Annotated in this window: 24 protein-coding genes, 1 tRNA gene and 2 pseudogenes; 20 read left to right on the forward strand and 7 right to left on the reverse strand. The window is 53.6% G+C overall.

Going from position 1 to position 21984, the window contains the following annotated elements:
- Positions 1-25 precede the first annotated feature (25 nt).
- Positions 26-622: an imidazoleglycerol-phosphate dehydratase HisB gene (gene hisB, locus MLD66_RS01425; RefSeq protein WP_247215163.1), complete on the forward strand. Its 597-nt coding sequence runs from the start codon at positions 26-28 to the stop codon at positions 620-622.
- Positions 613-1584, forward strand: a complete 972-nt coding sequence (gene thiL / locus MLD66_RS01430) for a thiamine-phosphate kinase (RefSeq protein WP_247215164.1) — start codon at positions 613-615, stop codon at positions 1582-1584. The genes hisB and thiL overlap by 10 nt, the downstream gene beginning before the upstream one ends.
- On the opposite strand, the gene MLD66_RS01435 is transcribed toward thiL, so the two are convergent.
- The 4 genes from MLD66_RS01435 to MLD66_RS01450 form a co-directional block, all read right to left on the reverse strand.
- Positions 1581-2411: a metal ABC transporter permease gene (locus MLD66_RS01435; protein WP_247215165.1), complete on the reverse strand. Its 831-nt coding sequence runs from the start codon at positions 2409-2411 to the stop codon at positions 1581-1583. The two genes, thiL and MLD66_RS01435, sit on opposite strands and share 4 nt — an antisense overlap.
- A 166-nt stretch (positions 2412-2577) precedes the next feature.
- Positions 2578-2889 (reverse strand): hypothetical protein, encoded by a 312-nt coding sequence (locus MLD66_RS01440; protein ID WP_247215166.1) that lies wholly within the window; start codon positions 2887-2889, stop codon positions 2578-2580.
- Positions 2880-3488: a flavin prenyltransferase UbiX gene (locus tag MLD66_RS01445; RefSeq protein WP_247215167.1), complete on the reverse strand. Its 609-nt coding sequence runs from the start codon at positions 3486-3488 to the stop codon at positions 2880-2882. Before MLD66_RS01445 ends, MLD66_RS01440 begins: the two co-directional genes overlap by 10 nt.
- The gene (locus MLD66_RS01450; RefSeq protein WP_247215168.1) at positions 3485-3904 is read right to left on the reverse strand and encodes a TerB family tellurite resistance protein; all 420 of its coding nucleotides are present in this window, start codon (positions 3902-3904) and stop codon (positions 3485-3487) included. The genes MLD66_RS01445 and MLD66_RS01450 overlap by 4 nt, the downstream gene beginning before the upstream one ends.
- A 448-nt stretch (positions 3905-4352) precedes the next feature.
- Between MLD66_RS01450 and MLD66_RS01455 the strand changes: the two genes are divergently transcribed.
- The 7 genes from MLD66_RS01455 (at position 4353) to gloA (ending at position 9162) form a co-directional block, all read left to right on the forward strand.
- Positions 4353-5441, forward strand: coding sequence for a hypothetical protein (locus MLD66_RS01455; protein WP_247215169.1), 1089 nt, complete (start codon positions 4353-4355; stop codon positions 5439-5441).
- Positions 5438-6361: an ornithine carbamoyltransferase gene (gene argF, locus MLD66_RS01460; RefSeq protein WP_247215170.1), complete on the forward strand. Its 924-nt coding sequence runs from the start codon at positions 5438-5440 to the stop codon at positions 6359-6361. Before MLD66_RS01455 ends, argF begins: the two co-directional genes overlap by 4 nt.
- An 86-nt stretch (positions 6362-6447) precedes the next feature.
- A complete protein-coding gene (gene rplM, locus MLD66_RS01465; protein ID WP_247215171.1) occupies positions 6448-6888 on the forward strand; it encodes a 50S ribosomal protein L13 in 441 nt (146 codons plus the stop codon).
- 1 nt (position 6889) lies between these two features.
- Positions 6890-7288, forward strand: coding sequence for a 30S ribosomal protein S9 (rpsI, locus tag MLD66_RS01470; protein ID WP_247215172.1), 399 nt, complete (start codon positions 6890-6892; stop codon positions 7286-7288).
- A 40-nt stretch (positions 7289-7328) separates the two neighbouring features.
- Positions 7329-7631 (forward strand): 50S ribosomal protein L31, encoded by a 303-nt coding sequence (gene rpmE / locus MLD66_RS01475; RefSeq protein ID WP_247215173.1) that lies wholly within the window; start codon positions 7329-7331, stop codon positions 7629-7631.
- Between the two features lie 23 nt (positions 7632-7654).
- Positions 7655-8698 (forward strand): DUF58 domain-containing protein, encoded by a 1044-nt coding sequence (locus MLD66_RS01480; protein ID WP_247215174.1) that lies wholly within the window; start codon positions 7655-7657, stop codon positions 8696-8698.
- Between the two features lie 35 nt (positions 8699-8733).
- A complete protein-coding gene (gloA, locus tag MLD66_RS01485) occupies positions 8734-9162 on the forward strand; it encodes a lactoylglutathione lyase (RefSeq protein ID WP_247215175.1) in 429 nt (142 codons plus the stop codon).
- 305 nt (positions 9163-9467) lie between these two features.
- On the opposite strand, the gene MLD66_RS01490 is transcribed toward gloA, so the two are convergent.
- Entirely contained in the window at positions 9468-10526 is a 1059-nt protein-coding gene (locus tag MLD66_RS01490; RefSeq protein ID WP_247215176.1) for a branched-chain amino acid ABC transporter permease, read from the reverse strand.
- Between the two features lie 446 nt (positions 10527-10972).
- Here MLD66_RS01490 and MLD66_RS01495 point away from each other — a divergent pair.
- A pseudogene (locus MLD66_RS01495) lies at positions 10973-11554 on the forward strand (iron uptake porin); the annotation flags it as partial.
- A gap of 34 nt (positions 11555-11588) precedes the next feature.
- Here MLD66_RS01495 and MLD66_RS01500 read toward each other — a convergent pair.
- Positions 11589-12435 (reverse strand): annotated as a pseudogene (locus tag MLD66_RS01500) (IS630 family transposase).
- A 102-nt stretch (positions 12436-12537) separates the two neighbouring features.
- Here MLD66_RS01500 and MLD66_RS01505 point away from each other — a divergent pair.
- The 7 genes from MLD66_RS01505 (at position 12538) to MLD66_RS01535 (ending at position 19469) form a co-directional block, all read left to right on the forward strand.
- A complete protein-coding gene (locus tag MLD66_RS01505) occupies positions 12538-13536 on the forward strand; it encodes an iron uptake porin (RefSeq protein ID WP_247215177.1) in 999 nt (332 codons plus the stop codon).
- Between the two features lie 66 nt (positions 13537-13602).
- On the forward strand, positions 13603-13815 hold the full coding sequence (gene thiS, locus MLD66_RS01510) for a sulfur carrier protein ThiS (RefSeq protein ID WP_247215178.1): 213 nt from the start codon (positions 13603-13605) through the stop codon (positions 13813-13815).
- Positions 13812-14306 carry a crossover junction endodeoxyribonuclease RuvC gene (gene ruvC / locus MLD66_RS01515; RefSeq protein WP_247215179.1) on the forward strand — a complete coding sequence of 165 codons (495 nt, stop codon included), beginning with the start codon at positions 13812-13814 and terminating at the stop codon, positions 14304-14306. Before thiS ends, ruvC begins: the two co-directional genes overlap by 4 nt.
- A gap of 73 nt (positions 14307-14379) precedes the next feature.
- A complete protein-coding gene (locus MLD66_RS01520) occupies positions 14380-16899 on the forward strand; it encodes a glycogen/starch/alpha-glucan phosphorylase (RefSeq protein ID WP_247215180.1) in 2520 nt (839 codons plus the stop codon).
- A gap of 8 nt (positions 16900-16907) precedes the next feature.
- Complete coding sequence (locus tag MLD66_RS01525) at positions 16908-17546, forward strand: histidine phosphatase family protein (RefSeq protein WP_247215181.1); 639 nt, start codon at positions 16908-16910, stop codon at positions 17544-17546.
- Between the two features lie 51 nt (positions 17547-17597).
- Positions 17598-18623, forward strand: coding sequence for a type I glyceraldehyde-3-phosphate dehydrogenase (gene gap / locus MLD66_RS01530; RefSeq protein WP_247215182.1), 1026 nt, complete (start codon positions 17598-17600; stop codon positions 18621-18623).
- 3 nt (positions 18624-18626) lie between these two features.
- Entirely contained in the window at positions 18627-19469 is an 843-nt protein-coding gene (locus MLD66_RS01535; RefSeq protein WP_247215183.1) for an alpha/beta hydrolase, read from the forward strand.
- A 194-nt stretch (positions 19470-19663) separates the two neighbouring features.
- Here the strand turns inward: MLD66_RS01535 and MLD66_RS01540 are convergent, their stop codons facing one another.
- Positions 19664-20344, reverse strand: coding sequence for a hypothetical protein (locus tag MLD66_RS01540; protein ID WP_247215184.1), 681 nt, complete (start codon positions 20342-20344; stop codon positions 19664-19666).
- A 37-nt stretch (positions 20345-20381) separates the two neighbouring features.
- Here MLD66_RS01540 and MLD66_RS01545 point away from each other — a divergent pair.
- From MLD66_RS01545 to MLD66_RS01555, 3 genes are all read left to right on the forward strand, one after another.
- Positions 20382-20453, forward strand: a tRNA-Ile gene (locus MLD66_RS01545).
- A gap of 439 nt (positions 20454-20892) precedes the next feature.
- Complete coding sequence (locus MLD66_RS01550; RefSeq protein ID WP_247215185.1) at positions 20893-21348, forward strand: hypothetical protein; 456 nt, start codon at positions 20893-20895, stop codon at positions 21346-21348.
- 173 nt (positions 21349-21521) lie between these two features.
- A complete protein-coding gene (locus tag MLD66_RS01555; protein ID WP_247215186.1) occupies positions 21522-21974 on the forward strand; it encodes a DUF6717 family protein in 453 nt (150 codons plus the stop codon).
- Positions 21975-21984: the final 10 nt, after the last annotated feature.

Here is a 21984-nt window from a genome sequence, read left to right on the forward strand (position 1 = left end):
CCTAACTATTACCAATTGCCAACCGATGCAACGAATTGCCACCGTCCACCGCCAAACCGGGGAAACCCAAGTGCAAGTGACCCTCAACCTCGACGGGCAGGGGGAATGTCAGGCGGCGACGGGCATTCCCTTCCTGGATCACATGTTGCATCAGTTAGCCGCCCACGGGTTGCTGGATGTGACCGTCCAGGCGGAGGGTGACTACGAAATTGACGACCACCACACCAACGAGGACGTGGGCATCGCCCTGGGGCAAGCCTTGGCAAAAGCTCTCGGGGACAAACAGGGGATTCACCGGTTCGGGCATATTGTCGCCCCCTTGGATGAAGCCCTGGTGCAGGTAACGTTGGACTGTTCCGGTCGCCCCCACCTGAGCTACGGGCTGAACATTCCCACCCAGCGGGTCGGCACCTACGATACGCAGTTGGTGCGGGAATTTTTTGTGGCGCTGGTGAATCACAGTGCCATGACATTGCACATCCATCAGCAGGCGGGGATCAATTCCCATCACATCATCGAGGCGACCTTTAAGGCATTCGCCCGGGCACTGCGGCAGGCGGTGGACTATGACCCCCGGCGAGGTGCCCAAATTCCCAGTTCCAAAGGTTCCCTGTGCGGCTGAAAGACCTCGGCGAAGCGGGATTATTAAACCTACTGCACCAATTTTGCCCGGCGGAACTGATTGGCGATGATGCCGCCCTGTTTACCCCACCGGCAGGACGGGAATTAGTTATTACAACCGATGTACTGGTAGAAGGGGTGCATTTTAGCAGTAGTCCCCTCAGTTCCCTGCCCTACCCAACCATGAGTGCGGCGGATGTGGGCTGGCGGGCGGTGGCGGCGAATTACTCCGATTTAGCGGCAATGGGGGCGCAACCGTTGGGGATCACGGTGGGACTGGGTTTACCGCCAGAATTACCTGTGGAGTGGGTACAGCAAATGTACGCAGGCATGGCAGAATTACTGCGGATTTACGGCGGCGTGATTTGGGGGGGGGATGTGGTGCGCTCCACCGTTATTGTCATTAGTATTACCGCAGTCGGTTGTATTAATAGTTGCATCATCAAACGTTCGGTGGCAGAACCGGGGGATTGGATTGTTGTGACCGGCGATCACGGGTTGTCCCGGGCTGGTTTAGCCGCCTTAACTGGAGAAGTCGAGCCAAAAATTCCCGAATTTATCACGGCGCATCAGCGACCCCGTCCCCGTTTAGACGTAGTACCTGTACTGCAAAGCCTAGGCGTGTCACGGGTGGCAGGGATGGACAGTAGTGATGGGTTGGCGGATGCGGTGGCGCAAATCTGTCGGGCGAGTGGCGTCGGGGCAGTGTTACGGCACGAGATTACCGTTCATCCCTTACTCAAAGCTGAATTTCCGCAACAGGCTTGGGAATGGTTCTGGTATGGGGGCGAAGACTTTGAATTGGTGTTAACGTTACCCCCAGAACCAGCGCAAACATTGGTGCAACGTTTGGGACATCCTGCCCAGGTGATTGGTGAAATTATCGCTGGGGATCAGGTGTTTTGGGGAGAAACGGTATTGCCTGCCCGGGGTGGGTTTCAACATTTTGACTCACCCATTTAGCGGTTAATTTGCCATTTTTGCCACAATTGTTGACCCAAAATCGTGATGACTAAAGTAAACGTAGCGATTAAAATAATTAACGGTCCCGTCGGCAGATTCAAATAATAACTACTGTAAATTCCCACCCCACAACTCAGCACGCCCACACCGGAGCCAATCAGCATCATCCCCTGCAATTCATCCGCCAAAACATAGCCCACTAAGGCGGGTCCAACCATCAACGCCATCACCAAAATCACCCCCACCGCCTGCATACTGACAATAATGGTCAACGTCACCGCCACCAGCAATCCCCAGTTCAGCCATTGCACCGGCAAACCGACCGCCTGCGCCCCCACCGGGTCAAAGGTAAAAAATAGCAAAGGATGATAAAATCGCCTCACTAATATCCCAATTAAGCCCATCACAATTAGCGTTTTCCATAAATCACTTTCAGTCACACTCAAAATATCACCAAATAATAAATGTTCTAAATCCTGTTGCGTTCGCAGTACGGTAATCAACAAAACGCCCAGGGCAAAAAAGCTGGCAAAGGTAAATGCCATCGCCCCATCCACCTTAATCCGGGTGCGTTGCTGTACCCAGTGAATCACCCCCGTACTCATCATTCCAAAAATAAATGCGCCCCACAGCCTATCTATCTGGAAAAATAGGGACAAAGCCACGCCAGGTAGAACACAATGGGCAATCACATCCCCAAGTAAAGCGAGTCGTTGTACCACCAAATAACTACCCACTACCGGGCATAATATTCCCGTTAAAATTCCCATGAATAATGCCCGCTGGATAAACGTAAACTGCAACGGTGCGAGTAAAAATTCTGTCATCACCCATCCCCACTTATTGAACTTGCTTATGGGCACCTCTATTTATTTACACCCATTGAACTTTATCTCACTGGAATACCCATACTATCAAAAACCAGAGACGGGGGCTACGCCCCTGCGACCTATTTTTAGAAGTGCCCTAAATTTATTTTAATTTTATTAAAAATTAATCCCAGTCATCGGCAAAATCCCATTCGTCCTCCGATGGGGGGGGTCGCCGCCGGGGGTATTCCACATCCTCCGGTTCAAGGATAATGACCTCCTCCTCAGGTTTGGGACGTTGCGACGTTTCCACCCACCAATTCAAACCCCAGGCACAGAGGATGCCCAGGCAAAAAGCCAGCACAAATCCTAACCCCAGGGGAATCGCAAACATCGGTTGCCCAAACACCACCACCGGGAGCAAGGGTTGCCAATTTTGCACCAAAAAACCCAACAGCAATACCCCCAAACCCAACCCCACCCACTTCATCGCCACCGCCGCAAAGGAACACAATCAATATCCAATTGATCCAAAGCCCGTGCCACCACAAAATCCACCAAATCTAATACGGATTGGGGTTGATGATACCAAGCTGGAATCGCCGGGACAATCCGCGCGCCTGCCTCCGCCAAAGTGGTCAAATTCCGCAGATGAATCAAACTAAACGGGGTTTCCCGGGGCACCAACACCAACCGCCGCCCTTCCTTGAGATGCACATCTGCTGTACGTTCCAACAAATCCCCGCTCATGCCACCAGCCAATTTCGCCACCGTCCCCATACTGCACGGCATCACCACCATTCCCCGCGTGCGGTAGGAACCACTGGCAATCCCCGCCCCCACATCATTCCAGTGATGGCAAATTAATTTCCCTGCCGTTTCTACCCCCACCTGTTGCCGCCAAAATTCCGCCTGGGTCGCCACCGCCGGGATTTTTACCCCCATTTCCTCCCGCCAAACCGTGTAGGCTCCCTTGGAGAAGATGAGTTCAACAATGTACTCCGATTGTAATAAATACTTGAGGGCTTGCAAGGCATAGATTTGCCCCGATGCCCCGGTTACTGCCAGGACAATCGGTAGGGATGCCCCGCTCATGCCTGGGTCGCCTGTTGTACCAGGAGGCAAACCTCTTGATGACTAAACCCCAGGGTTTCCCCCAGCAGTGCCACCAGGTCATTTTCTTCAATCAAGGTTTCCCCATCCGCCAACGCCAAACGTGCCACCATCTGTACGGCAATTTCCCGATCCTGGGGAACCAACCCCTGCACCCCCGCCCAAAACAACTCCAGGGGGTCCACCTCCTGCACCCACTGGGTCAGCCGTTCCAACAAGGGGGGGCTGAGGTCAACCCCAGCCAACGTGAGTTGATCCGTAAGCTGGGCTAACTCGACCGGCAATACTTCATCATCAATGGCAATCACAGCGGCGGCGAGGGCGGTCAGGGATTCCTGCCGGTTCAGGGTGAGTGCCGTAGGCATCGGCTGACGAAAACGCTCCCAAACGTAACGCATGACCAGCAGGAGTAAAAGTCACTCCCATTCTAACCCTGTAACGGGCGGCACCCCCCCAGGGAATGACCCATTCATTAATATATCATCTGAATTGTAAGCAATAACTTGACAACCCAAAAGTTAAAAATGCTACAGTAAAAACTTATTTACATCCTGAGCAGTCTTAATTGTTCTCACAAATCACTTGAAATTACCGTAATGTCCTGCTAACGCCAAGAGGTGAACCTGTCCACCAGGAAATTATTAAATAAAAACAAATTTCAATAAAAAGAGCCAGAGCATGACACCCCGGCTGACCTGTGTATCCATCTGAGAGAGGAGAACTCTGGGATTACCCTAACACTTAATGAAAATCTATGTCAAGAAGATTGTTCAAGATGGGGCATGGAACCGAAATGGCTGGCACAACATCGAGAGTTATGGACTAGAATCTTGCCACAGGAGTTTTATGAACAGTAGCGTGCAGGTGAAACGGGCGGTCGTAACCGGGATTTTGGGTTTAGGGCTGTGGGGGCTGGGGGTCACGGGTTTGCCGGGTCTGCCGCTTCCCATCGCCCTGGCGCAACAGGTGAGCGACCCCAACCCGGAGCCGGATAGCCGTCAGGTGCCCCCGGATACCTCGATTTCCGGCGTGTTTACGGAGGGGCAGGTGAACCCCAGTTCCGTGCGGATCGTGGTCAACGACCGGGATGTGACCAGCCAAAGTACGATTACCCGGACATTTTTCAGCTATAAACCCAGTAGTCCCTTGCCTACGGGACGCAATACGGTGCGGGTGACCTATGCGGGGGCAGGGGGAGCGACCCGGACAGTGCAATGGTCATTTCGGGTGCAACCCCCCCAGGCGCAGGTGAAAATTAATAGCATTACCCACAACGCCGACAGCCAACCCCTGGGACCCGGCAGTACGTTTCTTGCCACGATCAATGGCACCCCCCGCGCCCAGGCGACCGTGTGGTTGGTGCGGGAAGGACGGGCACCGGAAGCCTTGAGTACCCAGGAGGTATCGCCAGGGGTTTATGTGGCGACCTTGACCGTGCGGAGCGGGGATGTGTTTCGCAACGGGGCGGTGGTGGGGCGGCTCCAGCGCAATGAGCAGTTGGTCTATGGGGCGGCGACCCAGCCGGTGGAGTTTGTGAATACGGCGACCAATACGCCCGTACCGCCGGTGGGCACGGTTCCTTCCCCGGCACCCACCAACCCCAGCGTCACCCCTTTGCAACCCCAGTTCACCAACCATCGCAGTGGGGACGAAATCCGTACTCGGGGCTTTACCTTAGTGGGGCAAACCCGACCGGGGGCGGTGGTACAAATCCGGGTGACTTCCCAAGTGCCCGTTTTGGGCGGGGTAATCACCGTTGCCCCCCAAACCCTGGTGAATCAGGACGTGGTGGCGGATGGGAACGGTCGCTTTGAAATTGCCGTGCCCTACCGGGGGGTGGTGCCAGCGGGGGCGGAATATCGGGTGCGGGCGGTGGGACGCTTCGGCAATGAAGTCAGTGCCCCGACGGAATTGGTCTTGGTGCAGGGGCGATGAACACCCTGGCGGGTCGGGACATTTTGAGCATGGCGGATATGACCGCCGCCGAAATTCATGCGCTCTTGGACTTGGCTCGCCAGTACAAACGGGGGCACACCACCCCCACAGCCCAGGGACGGGTGTTGGGGTTATTGTTCACCAAAGCCTCCACCCGCACCCGGGTCAGTTTTTCCGTCGCCATGATGCGGTTGGGGGGGCAGGTGCTCGACCTCAACCCTGGCACCACCCAGATGGGGCGGGGGGAACCCCTCTGCGATACGGCACGGGTGTTGGACCGGTATTTGGACGTGCTGGCAATCCGTACCTTTGCCCAGGCGGACGTGGTCACCTTTGCCGAATGGGCACAGATGCCGGTGATCAACGCCCTGACGGATCGGGAACACCCCTGTCAAGTGCTGGCGGATTTGCTGACGGTGCAGGAATCTTTTGGCGACCTGCGGGGGCTGAAAATGGCGTACTTGGGAGATGGGAACAACGTCAGCCATTCCCTGATGCTGGGCTGTGCCCTGGTGGGCATCACCCTCACGGTGGCGACCCCACCCCAACACCCCCCGGATCGGGACATTCTGCACCAGGCGCAGGCATTGGCGGCAGCACCCAGCCCGATTACCCACACCCACGACCCGGAAGTGGCGGTTCAACAGGCACAGGTGGTCTATACGGACGTGTGGGCGAGCATGGGGCAGGAGGCAGAAAACCAGGAGCGCATCCCCCGCTTTCAGCCCTACCAGGTGAATGAAGCGTTATTACAAAAAGCAGACCCCCAGGCGATTGTCCTGCACTGCTTACCGGCGCACCGGGGAGAAGAAATTACCGAAGCAGTCTTAGAAGGCAGACAGTCCCGGGTGTGGGATCAGGCGGAAAACCGGCTCCACGCCCAACAAGCCCTCCTTGCTCAGGTGTTGGGTTTGGTGTAACCCCTGGACTTGCAAAAGCCATCCCTTACCCTGTATGATTATAGATTGTGACGTTTAACGCATAAGTTGTGACTGCGGGGCAATCCATGAACACCACCCACACCCCTTCGATGGCGACCGTGACCCCTACTTGGTATGTGGTGGATGCCAAAGGTCAGCGGCTGGGGCGGTTGGCGACGGCGGTGGCACGGGTGTTGCGGGGCAAGGATAAACCCATCTACACCCCCTTTTTGGACACGGGGGACTATGTGATTGTGGTGAATGCCAAGGAGATTGAAGTCACCGGCAAAAAACGTTCCCAAAAGCTGTATCGGCGGCACTCCGGGCGACCGGGGGGGATGAAGGTGGAAACCTTTGCCCAACTGAATGCCCGCCTGCCCGAACGGATTATTGAGGAGGCGGTGCGGGGGATGTTGCCCAAAAACCGCCTGGGACGTACCCTGTTTACCAAACTGCGGGTGTATCCGGGCCCCGATCATCCCCACGAGGCGCAACAACCCCAAGTTTTACCATTGGAGGGAGCATAAGATGGCAGAACGGGTGACCTACTGGGGCACGGGGCGGCGAAAAACGGCGATTGCCCGGGTGCGGCTGTGTCCTGGCGAGGGCAAAGTGATCATCAACGACCGGGACGGTCAGGATTATTTGCAGTCCATTCCCGCCTATTTGTTAGCGGTGAAAGCTCCTTTGGAAACCCTGGGGCTGGAAAACGAGTATGATATTTTGGTCAACGCCCACGGGGGAGGCTTAACGGGTCAGGCGGAAGCCATTTGTTTGGGGGTCGCCCGTGCTCTGTGCGAACTCGACCCGGAAAACCGGCAACCCCTGAAAGCCGAGGGTTATCTCACCCGGGATCCCCGTGCCAAGGAACGGCGCAAGTACGGGTTACGCAAAGCCCGCAAAGCTCCGCAGTACTCCAAGCGTTAAATTTTATTTCAATTACCCATCAATTACAGGAGCCGTAGCCATGCCCAAACCTGGAATCCACCCCGAATGGTACCCGGAAGCCAAAGTCTTTTGTAATGGCGAAGTTGTGATGACCGTGGGTTCCACCAAACCCCAACTGCACGTGGATATTTGGTCAGGGAACCACCCCTTTTACACCGGCACCCAAAAAATCATTGACACGGAAGGGCGGGTGGAACGGTTTATGCGGAAGTACAACAAACCGGCGGCTACCCCTGCCAAGTCCAAAACCGCTGAAAAAGGCACGGGAACCCAAGGGCAAAAAGCCCAACCCAAGCCCGCCCGCCCCACCAAAAAGAAATAAGCAACCGGAAACAGGAAACCCGCATGGATTGGCACCGGTGGTTCCACAGTCTGCCCCGCCGGTTTACCTTCACCCGCATCGGCGGTATTTTTACCGGGGTGACGGTGCTGGTCAGTATTGGGGCGTTTAACACCGGCAATAATCTGCTGTACCTGCTTTTTGGAATGTTGCTGAGCCTGATGATTGCCAGCGGTGTGCTTTCTGAGGAGGTGATGAAGGGCTTGGTGGTGGAGCGGAGTTTTCCCCGGCAAATTTTTGCCACCGTTCCCACGCTGGTTACCCTGAAATTGCACAACCGTAAACGGCGGATTCCCACTTTTTCGGTCACGGTTACCGACCGCATCCCCGGCATGACCGCCCCGGAAAATTATTTTTTGAAAGTAGATGCCCAGGGGACGGCGCAGGTCAGTTATCACTTGCATTTTCCCCACCGGGGTTGGTGGACGGTGACGGGGTATGAAATTAGTACCCGGTTTCCCTTCGATCTTTTTTGTAAGGTGCGGGTATTTCGGGAGCCGGTGTCGGTTTTGGTGTACCCGGCTTTGGCGCCAGTGCCCAATTTGCGGTTTTTAGCCCTGGTGGGTCAGGGTACCCGTCCTCAAGTGCAGGCAGGGGGGGAGGGGGAGTTTCTTTCCCTGCGGGATTTTCGCACCGGGGATGATGCCCGCCGCATTCACTGGAAGGCTTCCGCCCGTCGGGATACCTGGCTCCTTCGGGATTTGGAACGCCAGGACAGCGAAGCATTGACCCTGTACTTCTACCCGGTGGCGCCGCCCAGTCTGGAACCCCAGCGATTGGAACAGGGGGTGAGTCTCTGTGCCGGTTTAGCCGAAGCACTCCTGCAACGGGGGTATCCGCTGGCGTTGGTGACCCCCCAGGAACGGACGGCGATGGGACGGGGTTTGAGCCATTTGGATAGCATTTTACGGCTGTTGGCAGTGGTGGAATTTTCGCCCCAGCCCCCGACCCAGGTGCCTTTAACCGCCCAAGACCGCTGTATTGTCCTGTCGGCGAGCGGAATGCCCAACCTGGGAGCCGCCCAACTCCTGGCACACCTGCCTTTTTAACTGCATAATGGGGGTGACGGTTGCGGGGCAATACAATGCGGATACTACACACCATGCTCAGGGTGAGCGATTTGGAGGCATCCATCCGGTTTTATTGCGAGGTGTTGGGGATGAAACTCCTGCGGCGGCAGGACTATCCCGGCGGGGAATTTACCCTGGCGTTTGTGGGCTATGGGAATGAAGCGGACCAAGCGGTGATTGAACTCACCTATAACTGGGGGCGCAGTGAATATAACTTGGGAGATGGGTTCGGTCACATTGCCCTGGGGGTGGATGACATTTATACAACGTGTGAACAAATTAAAGCCAAAGGTGGGAAAGTTGTCCGGGAACCGGGTGCCATGAAGCATGGTTCGACGGTGATTGCTTTTGTGGAGGACCCGACGGGGTACAAGATTGAACTGATCCAACTCAGCACCCACGAATCCAGTCAAAACCGGGAATTGAGTGGGTCAATTAAATAAAGTAAACAAGGTTGCGGGCTTGGTGGGCACAAAGCCAGAGGCAAATCGGTCTGCAACCCTGTTGTTGGGGCGGATTCTAATCAAGGAATATTATGGGAACCTCTATTGATTTGAACCAACCATAAACCCCATTGTGGGAATACCCATATTACCCAGAACTAAATACGGGGGCGGTACCCCTGCGACCCCTATTCCATTTTCATTTAGGATTACTATATTTTAATTGTGTACTTTTGCCCTGAGGATCACGATAAGCTCCCTAACTTCGTACACTTCAGGATGGGCTATCATTTGGCTCACACCGGTTAATTCAGGGTCAATTCGGCTTTTTTCCCGAGCAAGCCTTGGGGTCGCCAGACCAATACCAAAATCAGTAACAGCCCAATGATCATCACCCGTAACGCCCCCATACGACTCCCATCAAGCGGGATCAAAGCTGGAAGCAGAAAGCGGGTCAGGGAATCATACGCCCAAAAAATCAACGCCCCCAAAAGGGTTCCCGCATGGTTGCCACCGCCGCCAATAATCACAATCATCCAGGCTTGAAAGGTAATCAAAGGCACGAACGATTCGGGATTGATAAATGTTAACTGCCACGCATAAAATGCCCCACTAATCCCCCCAATCATCCCCCCTAAAATCAGGCTATGTAATTTGTAAATAAATACATTTTTCCCCAAAGCCTGAGCGGCTATTTCATCCTCCCGAATCGCTTTGAGTAATCGTCCCCAAGGGGAATGACTTAACTGTTCTAAAAGTAAAAATGTGCCCAACAGGACACCCGCCAATAGCACTAATAACCTTACTTTGTAATCCCCCTGATAAAGGGTGGTTAGCCCCGCAAGATAGATAATCAAAAGTAAAATTCCTACCCCGACAATCAGCCATCTTTTGAACCAAATGGGTATCCGCATGGCATAGCACAATTGCCGCATACTTATCCCAAAAAATACTGTCCAGAGTAAAATGGCAGGCCAGCGACTCCAGGTTCCTTGCCAGGGAAGCGGATAACTAAAGAGTCCCAATGCCCCCCGGGTCAACCACTGTTCATTCAGGGCAATTAAACGCACTAATTCCGAAGTGCCAATGGTGACAATCGCTAAGTAATCTTCCCGCAACCGTAGGGTAGTTAATCCCAAAATAATCGCTAATACACCTGCTAAGAGCGTTCCCACGGTCATTGCCCAAAACCAAGGGACTCCCTGGAGGGTGAGCAATACGGTGGTATAGGCTCCGATGGTCATAAATGCCACATGACCAAAATTAATTAATCCCGTTACCCCCCACTGGAGATTTAACCCCAAACTAAACAGGGCAAAAATCCCCGTGTTAAGCGCTAAAAAAATCAGGTAATTGGTGAACATAGTTGGGAGGAATACGGCACAGTTGAATTACGGCTAAATTATTCTACCGGAATTGTCAATGAATCTGGTAGTGCTATCTTGGTCATGCGGAATAATTTAGGATGGATACAAACGTTAGCTTGCGTGCCGTAGGCATACAGAAATTCCCCAGAACCATACACCACAGGTGCTGTTTCGGGGGTGGTGCCCCTGCAACCCTCTGTTCCATTCTCATTTAGGATTACTATATTCTATAAAACGAATAACTAATTGGTATGATTGTTCCCTTGACTCGCTCTAATTCGGAATTTACATTAATCGTTTAGACATGATTTTTAAGAGATGAGGAGTGCTTCATGGCTAGCAGGGGACGGTTGCTGATGCGACTGGTGGTAGTGGGTTTGTGCGGCGTAGCAGGGGTAGCTGGGAAACCAGTCCGGGCAGAAGTTCCCTCGAACCGGGAATCCATTCGGCAGGTGCGGGAGTATATCAAAGACTTACAGGACGGGGATGAATTGGGGCAGGTGACTTCCGTTTCCGAGTTTGTGGATGTGAAACCTACGGATTGGGCTTTTTTGGCTTTGCAATCCCTGGTGGAGCGCTACGGCTGTATCGTTGGCTATCCCACGAATCCCCCTACCTACAAGGGACATAGAGCTTTGACCCGGTACGAGTTTGCCGCTGGCTTGAATGCGTGTCTGGATCGGATGAATGAACTGATTGCGGCGGCGGTGGAGCCTTTGGTGACCAAGGAAGACATGAAGTTGGTGCAACGGTTGCAGGAGGAATTTGCCGCAGAATTGGCTCTGTTACGGGGGCGGGTGGATACGCTGGAGGCGCGGACGGCGACCTTGGAAGCCCAACAGTTTTCTACGACCACCAAGCTCAAGGGTGAGGCGATCTTTGGGGTGGTGGCGGCCGGGGGAGGGAACCAAAATGCTCCGGCGCGGGGGGATGCCCCCACCTTGTCCTATCGGGCGCGCTTGAATTTCGTCAGTAGTTTCACGGGGCAAGACCTGTTGGTGACGGGGTTGCAGGTTTATGACATTGGCAATTATAGTCATTTCGGTTTAGAATGCGACACTAACTTGCGCAATAATTACGAATGACTTCATCAATGGTGGTACCAGGGGGAGCGTACATCCTCAATTTTTTTAATGCGCTAAAGTCATGCTCAATGTCATTGAGGTCTGGGGAATAAGTTGGCAAAAATAATACGATATGCCCCGCCGCTTCCACTAATTCTCGAATGCGTTTCTTACGATGAATCGGTGCGTTGTCCAAAATTAACACCGATAGTCTCGTCAATGCTGGTAATAAATGCACCTCTAACCATCGCTCAAAAGTCACCGCATCTAAACTGCCGTCAAATAGCATGGGAGCAATTAAATCCTTGCTATGTTTGCGCCGACCCGCTACGAGATTCTCTCGTTTATACCGCCGTCCCTGACGCTCTCCATAAATCTTTTTTCCCCGTTTAGCCCAACCATAAATCAGACTGACGAACCTCTCAAAGCCCGTCTCATCAATAAATAGCAGACTTTCTATCCCATACTTCTTGATTAATTCTCTCAATGTCCGGTAGTGTAATATTCTATCGGAATGATTTCTTTCTCGATAGCGAAACTGTTTTTTTTCTCGTGATATTTAGCCGCTTCAATTGATAATATATTGAGCTTGGCACTACCCCAAACTCTTGTGCTCTTTGCTGAAGAGTCTTATCGGGGTATTTCTCCACATCTTGATTCAGTCTGGCAATATCGATTTTCCTCTTCCTTCTCACTACTCTCGTGCGCTCCAGATTGGGTCTGTCTAGCCACCGGTACACGGTTGCTCGGTTGATGCCGAAGATTCGCGCCGCTTTCGTGATACTATTCCCGTTCTCAATGAAACTTATCACCTTTTTCCGTAAATCCAGACTGTAACACATCCTGATTCTTCTCCTTAATTCCTACTTCTCTTCTATCTTACACCCTCTTCTCATAAAATGTTGCATTTTTATTAAAAATGACTATACAACGGCAGTTTGGGGGTGACGACGGTACCGGTTTTGAATAACGGGGTCACCAACCTCAGTTACACGCCGGGGTTTGCATACCTGAATCCCCAAAACAGTGCTCTCTACACTCCTGGTACCCTCGCCCTGTATAAATTAGCCTATCTATTTCCGGCACCTGGGGTGAAGGGGATGACCCTATTTGTGGCACCCAAGGTGGAAACCACCGATGCCTTTCCGACGGTGTTGCCCTTTTATGGGGAAGGGAGTGAAGCCGTGTCCCGCTGGGGGCAAGTCAATCCGATTTTGCGGCTTTCCACCGGGACTTCTGGTATCGGCAATGCCTCGGCTGTTGGGTTTACCTGGAATGCCAATGACTGGATCAACTGGACCCTAGCCTATGCCAGTGCCAATGCCCAACAACCGGGAGACACCCCGGCGACGTTGCTGGGATCGGGGTTATTTGGGGGCAGTACGGTGGTGATGACCCAGTTGACGTTTACCCCGTTCAAAAATTTCCAGGCTGCCCTGACCTACGCCAATGCCTACCACCAAATCAATGTGTTGGGCACCTCCCTCACCAATGCGGATATTATCACGGCGTTGGATAGTCCTTTGAGTAGTCCGATTCGCATCAATGGGGTGGGGGGGACTTTCAAATGGGAATTTCTCCCCAAATTCTCCCTGGCGGGTTACGGTGCCTATATCATGTCCGAAACCTTTACGGATGGCAACTATGCCAATTTGTTGTCCTGGATGATCGGGCTACACGTGAGGGACCCAGGACTGCCGGGGAGCGCTGGATTGATGTTTGGTAGCCCCCTCTATCGAACGTCCGCTAGCCTGTTGACATCCCCCACCGCTGCGGGTGCCGATACCCCTTGGCAACTGGAAGCCTATTACCGCTTCCAAATCAACCAAAACATCAGCGTGACCCCCGGTGTCTTTTTCATCTTCAATCCCGAGGGGAATCCCACCGCTTGGGACGCTCAGACGGTAACGGTGGGGGTGTTACGCACCACGTTCACGTTTTAGCCAAATCCCCCGTCCCCATGCGGTAAACTGTTCATACCCCCTTGGGTGTGATCCAGACCTAGGATAATGACCACCACCGCCGCCTTTTGGCTCAACGGCACTGCCCATCCCCATCGCCCCGGTCTCTCGGTGGCGGAGTTACTGGCGGAATGTGGGTGGCATCAAAAACCCGTCGTGATTGAGTACAACGGGGAAATTTTGCACCGCCCTTGGTGGGCAACAACTCCGATCCAACCGGGGGATAAAATCGAAGTGGTGACGATTGTGGGCGGCGGATGACCCGCATCCTTGGCTTTGACCCCGGACTGGCGACCCTGGGGTACGGGGTAATTGATATTGAACAAAAACGCCCCGTCATGCGGGATTTTGGCGTGATCCACACCCCTGCCCACCAATCCCTGGGAGAACGCCTGTGTACGATTTACGAAGATGTGCATACGTTGTTAGAACAATGGCAACCGGCACAGGTAGCGGCTGAGAAGTTATTTTTTTACCGGATGGCGAATACGATCACGGTGGCGCAGGCGCGGGGGGTCTTGTTGCTGGTTTTGGCGCAACGGGGGCTGTCCCTGGTGGAATTTGCCCCGCCGGTGGTCAAGCAAACCCTGACGGGGTATGGCAAGGCGGATAAGCAGGCCGTGCAACAGGCGGTGGCGCAGGAATTGACCCTGGAGCGGATTCCCCGCCCGGATGATGCCGCTGATGCCCTGGCGGTGGCCCTGACCGCTTGGCTGGCCGCTGGGGGGACAAGAGTCTTAAACAAAAGCTGAAGAAATGGCACCCTGGGAGGGACTCCGCCCATAATTGGGGTGTCTGTATGATACCGATTCTCCAGGTGCTTTTATGACGACTGCGATGCCCGTAGCTTCCCAGTATGAGGATGACCGGACTGGGTTGAGCGTGGAAACGCTGAAACGAGCTTTTATGGACAATTTGTTCTACATTCAGGGCAAGTTTCCCCAAATTGCGTCCGAGAATGATTATTATATGGCACTGGCTTACACGGTGCGGGATCGGATGTTGCAACGGTGGATCAGCACGGCGCAGACCTACACCACCCAGCGCTCCCGGACGGTGTGCTATCTCTCGGCGGAATTTTTGATGGGGCCGCACCTGGGAAATAATTTGATCAATTTGGGGATTTACGACCAGGTCAAACAGGCGATTACGGAACTGGGGTTGGATTTTGAGTCCCTGCTGTACCAGGAGGAGGAACCGGGGCTGGGCAACGGGGGGTTGGGGCGGTTGGCGGCCTGTTTTTTGGACTCCCTGGCGACCCTGCAAATTCCGGCGATTGGCTATGGGATTCGCTACGAATTTGGCATTTTTGACCAGGAAATCCGGGACGGCTGGCAGGTGGAAATTACGGATAAGTGGTTGCGCTTTGGCAATCCCTGGGAATTGCCCCGACCGGAATGGGCGGTGGAGGTGAAATTGGGCGGGCATACGGAAGCCTACACGGATGAACAGGGGCAGTACCGGGTGCGCTGGCATCCCTACCAGGTGATCAAGGGGGTGCCCTACGACACGCCGATTTTGGGTTATCTGGTGAATACGGCTAATACCCTGCGCCTGTGGAAGGCGGAAGCCCCGGAGTCCTTTGATTTCACTGCCTTTAACCGGGGGGATTACTACGGGGCGGTGGATGAAAAAATCATTTCTGAAAACGTCACCAAGGTGCTTTACCCCAACGATGAACCCCTCCAGGGCAAGCGCCTGCGCCTGATTCAACAAATTTTCTTCGTTTCCTGTTCCTTGCAGGATATGTTCCGCATCCTCAAAGGGCAGGGGTTGCCGGTGACCCGCTTTCATGAAAAATTCGCTATCCAACTAAATGACACCCACCCGGCGGTGGCGGTGGCGGAATTGATGCGGTTGTTGCTGGATGAATACGGGGTGGATTGGGATACGGCCTGGGACATCACCACCCGCAGTTGCGCCTACACCAACCATACCCTTTTGCCGGAAGCCCTGGAGCGTTGGCCGTTGAGTTTGTTTGGTTCCCTATTGCCCCGGCATCTGGAAATTATTTACGAAATCAACCGCCGCTTTTTGGATTTGGTGCGGGAGCGGTTCCCGGGGGATGCGGGCAAAATTCAGCGGATGTCCTTGATTGATGAAAGTGGCGAACGCTACGTCCGCATGGCGAATCTGGCGACGGTGGGCAGTATGGCGGTGAATGGGGTGGCGGCCCTGCACACGGACCTGCTGAAACAAACGGTGCTGAAGGATTTTTACGACCTGTGGCCGGACAAGTTCCAAAACAAAACCAATGGGGTCACGCCCCGGCGCTGGATGCTCTTGAGCAATTTGCGGTTGAGCAAGCTGATCGCCAGCCGCATTGGCAAAACCTGGGTCACCCACTACGACGAATTGCAACGGTTGGAAGAACACATCCATGACCCGGAATTTCGGCAGGAATGGCGAGCCATCAAACAGGCGATCAAGCAAGACCTGACGGGCTACATCCAAGAGCGCACGGGCATTCTGGTCAACCCGGACTCGATTTTTGATGTGCAAATCAAGCGCATCCATGAGTACAAACGGCAACATTTGCAAGCCCTGCATATTATTGCCCTGTACAACCGGCTCAAACGTGACCCGCACCTGAATATCCCCGCCCGCACCTTCCTGTTTGGGGGCAAGGCGGCACCGGGGTATTTCATGGCCAAATTGATCATCAAACTGATTAATTCCATCGGGGAAGTGGTGAATAATGACCCGGATATTCAGGGGAAAATCAAGGTGGTGTTTTTGCCGGATTACAATGTCAAATTTGCCCAACGGGTGTTTCCTGCCGCCGACCTCTCGGAGCAAATTTCCACCGCTGGGAAGGAAGCCTCCGGGACGGGGAACATGAAGTTTGCCATGAACGGAGCCTTGACCATCGGCACCCTGGACGGGGCGAATGTGGAAATCCGGGAGAAGGTGGGGGCGGAAAATTTCTTCCTATTTGGCTTAAATGCCCAGGAAGTCATGGCACTGCGGGCGCACGGCTACCGACCTTGGGAATATTACAACAACAACCCGGTGCTGAAAGAGGTGATTGACCAGATCGCCGGGGGGATGTTCTCCCGGGGGGATAGCTCCCTGTTCCGCCCGATTGTGGACTCACTGCTCAACCATGACCCGTTTTTCCTGATGGCGGATTTTCAATCCTTTGTGGACTGCCAGGACCAGGTCAGCCAAGCCTACCAGGATACGGAGCGGTGGACCCGGATGTCCATTCTGAACACGGCCCGCACCGGGTTTTTCTCCTCAGACCGGAGTATGCAGGAGTATTGCCAAGACATTTGGCACGTCTCGCCGGTACCCATCGAGGTCAAACCCTACGACCACAACCAAGCCGGTCAGCGTCTTTAGGGGGTGTTATGGGACTGCATTTGTATTTCCTGCGGCACGGGGAAACCACCTTCAGCCAAACCGGTGGCTACTGCGGCCATCTCGACCCGGAGTTGACCAGCGAGGGGCAGAAAATGGCGGTGGAATTTGCCCAGGCGTACCAACATTTACCCTGGCAGGCGGTCTTTGCCAGTCCCATGCGGCGGGCGGTGGCGACGGCGGAACCCTTGGCAAACGCGGTGGGGCTGTCTTTGCAACTGCGGGACGGGTTGAAGGAGGGGTACTACGGCGTTTGGGAGGGGCAAACCCCGGAGTGGGTGAAGCAGCATCATCTGGAGGACTACATCCGCTGGATGACCGAACCCGCTTGGAACAGTCCCACGGGGGGCGAAACGGCGGTACAAATTGCGACCCGGGCGATGGCGGTCATGGCTGAAATCGAAGCCAACTATACGGAGGGGCCGGTGCTGGTGGTGTCCCACAAGGCCACCCTGCGGATTATTTTGTGCAGTCTGCTGGGAATTGACCTGGGGCGGTATCGGGACCGGATCAATGTGTTGGTGGCCTCGGTCAGCCTGGTGCGGTTTACCCAGTACGGGCCCCTGTTGGAATTCATGGGGGATCGGAACCATCTGAATCCCGAATTGCGTTCCCGCCCTGGTACCTAATCGAGTGCTAATCGTGAATGGGTTTTTGTTCTGATTTTGGAGGCAACGACGATGACCTTAAAGGTAGGAATTAATGGTTTTGGGCGCATCGGTCGCCTGGTGTTTCGCGCCGGGGTCGGTGATCCCCATATCGAATTTGTGGGGGTGAATGATTTGGTGCCGCCGGATAATTTGGCCTATCTCCTGCAATACGATTCCACCCACGGGCGGTTTGCGGGCCAGGTGGAAGCCAGGGAAGATGGGATTGTGGTGAATGACCGGTTTATCCCCTGTTTTGCCAGCAAGGACCCGGCGGAATTGCCCTGGAGCAAAGTCGGGGCGGATTATGTGGTGGAATCCACCGGGATTTTTACCACCTATGAGGGTGCCAGCAAGCATCTGAGTGCCGGAGCCAAACGGGTGGTGATTTCGGCCCCCACCAAGGACCCGGACAAGGTGGCGACCCTGGTGATGGGGGTGAATGAGGCGCAATACGACCCCGCCCAACACACAATTGTTTCCAATGCCAGTTGTACGACCAACTGTTTGGCACCCATTGCCAAGGTGATCCACGAAACCTTTGGCCTGGCGGAGGGTTTGATGACCACGGTGCATTCCTACACAGCCACTCAACCCACGGTGGATGGCCCGAGCCGCAAGGACTGGCGGGGGGGACGGGGAGCCGCCCAAAACATCATTCCCTCTTCCACGGGGGCGGCCAAGGCGGTGGCCCTGGTGTTGCCTGCTTTGAAAGGGCGGTTGACGGGCATGGCCTTCCGGGTGCCGACCCCCAACGTCTCGGTGGTGGATTTGACCTTCAAAACCGAACGGAGCACCAGTTACCAAGAGATTTGCGCCGCCATGAAAGCCGCCAGTGAAGGTTCTCTGCGGGGCATTTTGGGTTACACGGAAGCGGAGGTGGTCTCCACGGATTTCAACGGGGATAGCCATTCCAGCATTTTCGATGCCGGGGCGGGGATCGAGTTAAACCCCAATTTCTTCAAGGTGGTGTCCTGGTACGACAACGAATGGGGCTATTCCCGGCGGGTGTTGGATTTACTGATTCACATGGCCAAAAAAGAGGGGCTATTGACCTAACCGATGGGTGCAAATTCCTGGTATGAATGGCTCTTCCGGGGTTTGCGCCTATTCGGAGGGATTTATGTGGGTTTATTGTTGGTGTTGCTATTCGGTCAAGCCCGGCTGATGTATTTCCCCAGTCGTCAAATCATCAATACCCCCAAAGATACGGGGTTGGACTACGAAGACCTGCGCCTCATGACCAGCGATGGGGTGAGGATTGCCGCTTGGTGGATTCCCGGAAAAAATCCCCAGGCTCCAGTGATTTTATTTGCCCACGGGAATGGGGGAAATATCAGCTATCGTCTGCCCTACATTCGGATTTTTCAACAAATGGGCTTGGCTAGCCTGTTTTTTGACTACCGGGGTTATGGGGAAAGTGAGGGGGAACCGAGCGAAGCGGGCACTTATTTAGATGGGGCCGCCAGTTGGCAATATCTCACCCAAACCCGGGGCATTGCTCCCCAACGGATTATTATTTATGGGGAATCTTTAGGCGGGGGAATTGCTACCTATTTAGCGGCGAAATATCAACCGGCGGGGTTAATTTTAGGGTCAACTTTTACCAGTGTTCCCGACCGAGCCAAAGAGCTTTTTCCCCTGATGCCCATTGATCTGATTGCCCAATTTCAGTACAACAATTTAGAGCGTTTGGGGCAAATTCATCTGCCGGTTTTAATTATTCACAGTCCCCAGGATGAAATTATTCCGTTTCACCACGGGCGCAGGTTGTATGAAGCGGCGAATGAACCCAAATTTTTCTTAGAAATTCAAGGCAGTCACAACGAAGGTTTTTTGGATTCACTCCCCATTTATCAAGCGGGAATGGAGCAATTTGTCCAGGGAATTATCCCTAAACAGTAGGTGGGGCATTAAGGGCACCTCTATTTAATTTATATTTAATTTATTTACACCAATCATCAATCCCATCCTGGGAATGCCCCTATTACCCAGAACTAAACACGGGGGCGGTGCCCCTGCGACCCCTATTCTATTCTCACTTAGGATGGCTATAGAAGTACCCTAATATAAGTCCGGCATTATTGGTGTAATTATTATTATTGACCTGGGGATGGTACTGCTTCGGGGCTAGGGGTAGGGCTGGGGCTGGCAGGGGCTTGGGCTTGTTCCAGGGCAATATCCCGCAGTTCAATAAAGGGAATGGTCTGCCCCACATCGGTCAATCCCACCCGGACTTTACCCAAACTCACCGGGAGTTTCACCCGAATTGCCGTGGCCTGATTGCCGGGAGCCAACTGCACCGGTAGCCCTTCGATTTCCGGGTCGAGGATATTCCCCTGGTTGTCCCGCACCAGAAACTGCCGTTGCAATTGTACTGCCATCGCCCGTTCATTCTGAATCCGCAGTACCAACACCGCTTGGTCGCCCACCGCTTCGATCTGTTCGAGGGCAATGTACACCCCCCCCTCTTGCACCGCCAACAGGGGCAAACGAGTTGCTGGGTCAGGGCGAACCGCCGTCGGGTTAATGGGCGTGACCTGGCTGGTCCCCATGACCACCCCCACCTGCTGAATGACCTCATCTTCGGTCAGCAAACGGAATGGTTCTGGGTCATCATTGGCGTTGGTAGCGGCGGGATTGATTGCGGGTTGACGAACCTTACCCAACGCTTCCTGACCGATCCGATAGCCCAGCCAAGCCGACACCCCCCCCCCGATGACCGCCAGTGCCATCATGCCCAGGGTGACAATCCCCATCCACCGTTTTGACTGCACCATGATTCTGTTAGGATAACTCATGCCATTGTATCAGCCTGCACGAGTGGCCGACTGGTAAGGCAAGCGACTCATAATCGCCGGTATGTGGGTTCAATTCCCTCCTCGTGCATTTTATACTGTTGTGCAATCTCAGATTACAGTCTATTTATCAATTAAAGGATACAAAAAGCCTCCATCATTCTCAAGGCTCAGAATAATTGACTCACGGCAAGTGGGGTTCAACTGTATCCCATAAGCACTTAAAAGACTGTATCATTGAATTTATGGAAGGGATTAATTCTAGTCTTTGATAAAATGAGAAGAGGCAGTGATTAATAGGAGCTAAAAGTATGACCAGAATTTACTCGATTGAATGCATTTGTGCTGTTTGTGGGACTAGTTTTGCATATTCCAAACTGATGAGTACGAATGCTTTTGGTTACCCTGACCTGGATGGACGGCCCCCAGAAATGAAACGGAGTACCATGCACTTTTGGTTACAGTACTGTGAGAACTGTAGCTACATCAATAGGACTATAGATGAATTGCGCCCGAATGCTCACGCATTGATGAATTCTCACGAGTACAGAAACATTTTAACTAATGAGAAATATCCGTTTCTCGCTCGGTTGTTTCTCTGTGATGCCCTGTTTTACCCCGATGACCATCTGCAAGCAGCTAACCAGATTTTGTGTGCGGCTTGGGTCTGCGATGATGAGGGCAATCACGAACTGGCTAAGGAGCTTCGCAACCAGGTAGCCAATCGGTTGTTAACTTTGCAACCTTTTACCGGTAGCCAAGCTGGGGACATCAATACGGGGATGATGTTGGTGGATATTCTCAGGCGGGGAGAACGGCTTGGGGATGCAATGGATTTGGTGAATAGTTTGCTCGCTGACCCAGGTGTGCAAACGAATGAAAATACGGTCAAAATTTTAGAATATCAAGCTCGACTTTGCCAGAATCAGGATACTTCTTGCCACACGATTAGGGAGGCTTTGGAAAGTTTTCGCACTGCTACTTAAAGACACTTCTATCTATTGGGGTGTTGCATGATGGAAGTATGAATTACAGTTTGTGGCTAATTTCACATCCTGTAGGGGCGGCATTTTCCCCGTGATACTTTGCGATTGCCATCATTCAGCAACGCCAGCGTGTTTAGGCAAGAATACCACCTACCCTTACCAAATACCCAAGTATGAACGAAAAAGAAATCGAAGAACTCAAAAAGGACATTCAGGCTATCTGTAGCGAGTTTGTTCCTGTGAGTGCCGTCCATTTTCACTACCGCCGTTGCCACTTCATCTCCCCCCTCTACAAGGAGGAGGGGGTATGGTATTACGACGATGCCGATAAGGCGGTGTATAAGGAACCCTTCGTTGGCGGTGCCAGCGAGTTGATTGACAAGATAGCGGCTGAAGAAGGCATTACCCCCTACCGACTGGCGGTGTTTGCCTACGACGGAGGCCGCAAGCGCCCCACCGACCATCACGCCACTCTATTAGCCAAAGAGAACGGCGGGGCGACCTACTACTGCGAAGAGTTCGACCACCCCTTCTGGCTCTGTGCCCATCTGTTTGATGATTTCGATGAGCCACCCCAGAGCCTCGGATTCTACCTGCTGAGCAAAGAACGGTGCGTTGATGAATGAAAAGGAATGC

This window comes from Synechococcus sp. C9 (assembly GCF_022984075.1).
Classification (GTDB): Bacteria; Cyanobacteriota; Cyanobacteriia; order Gloeomargaritales; family Gloeomargaritaceae; genus Gloeomargarita.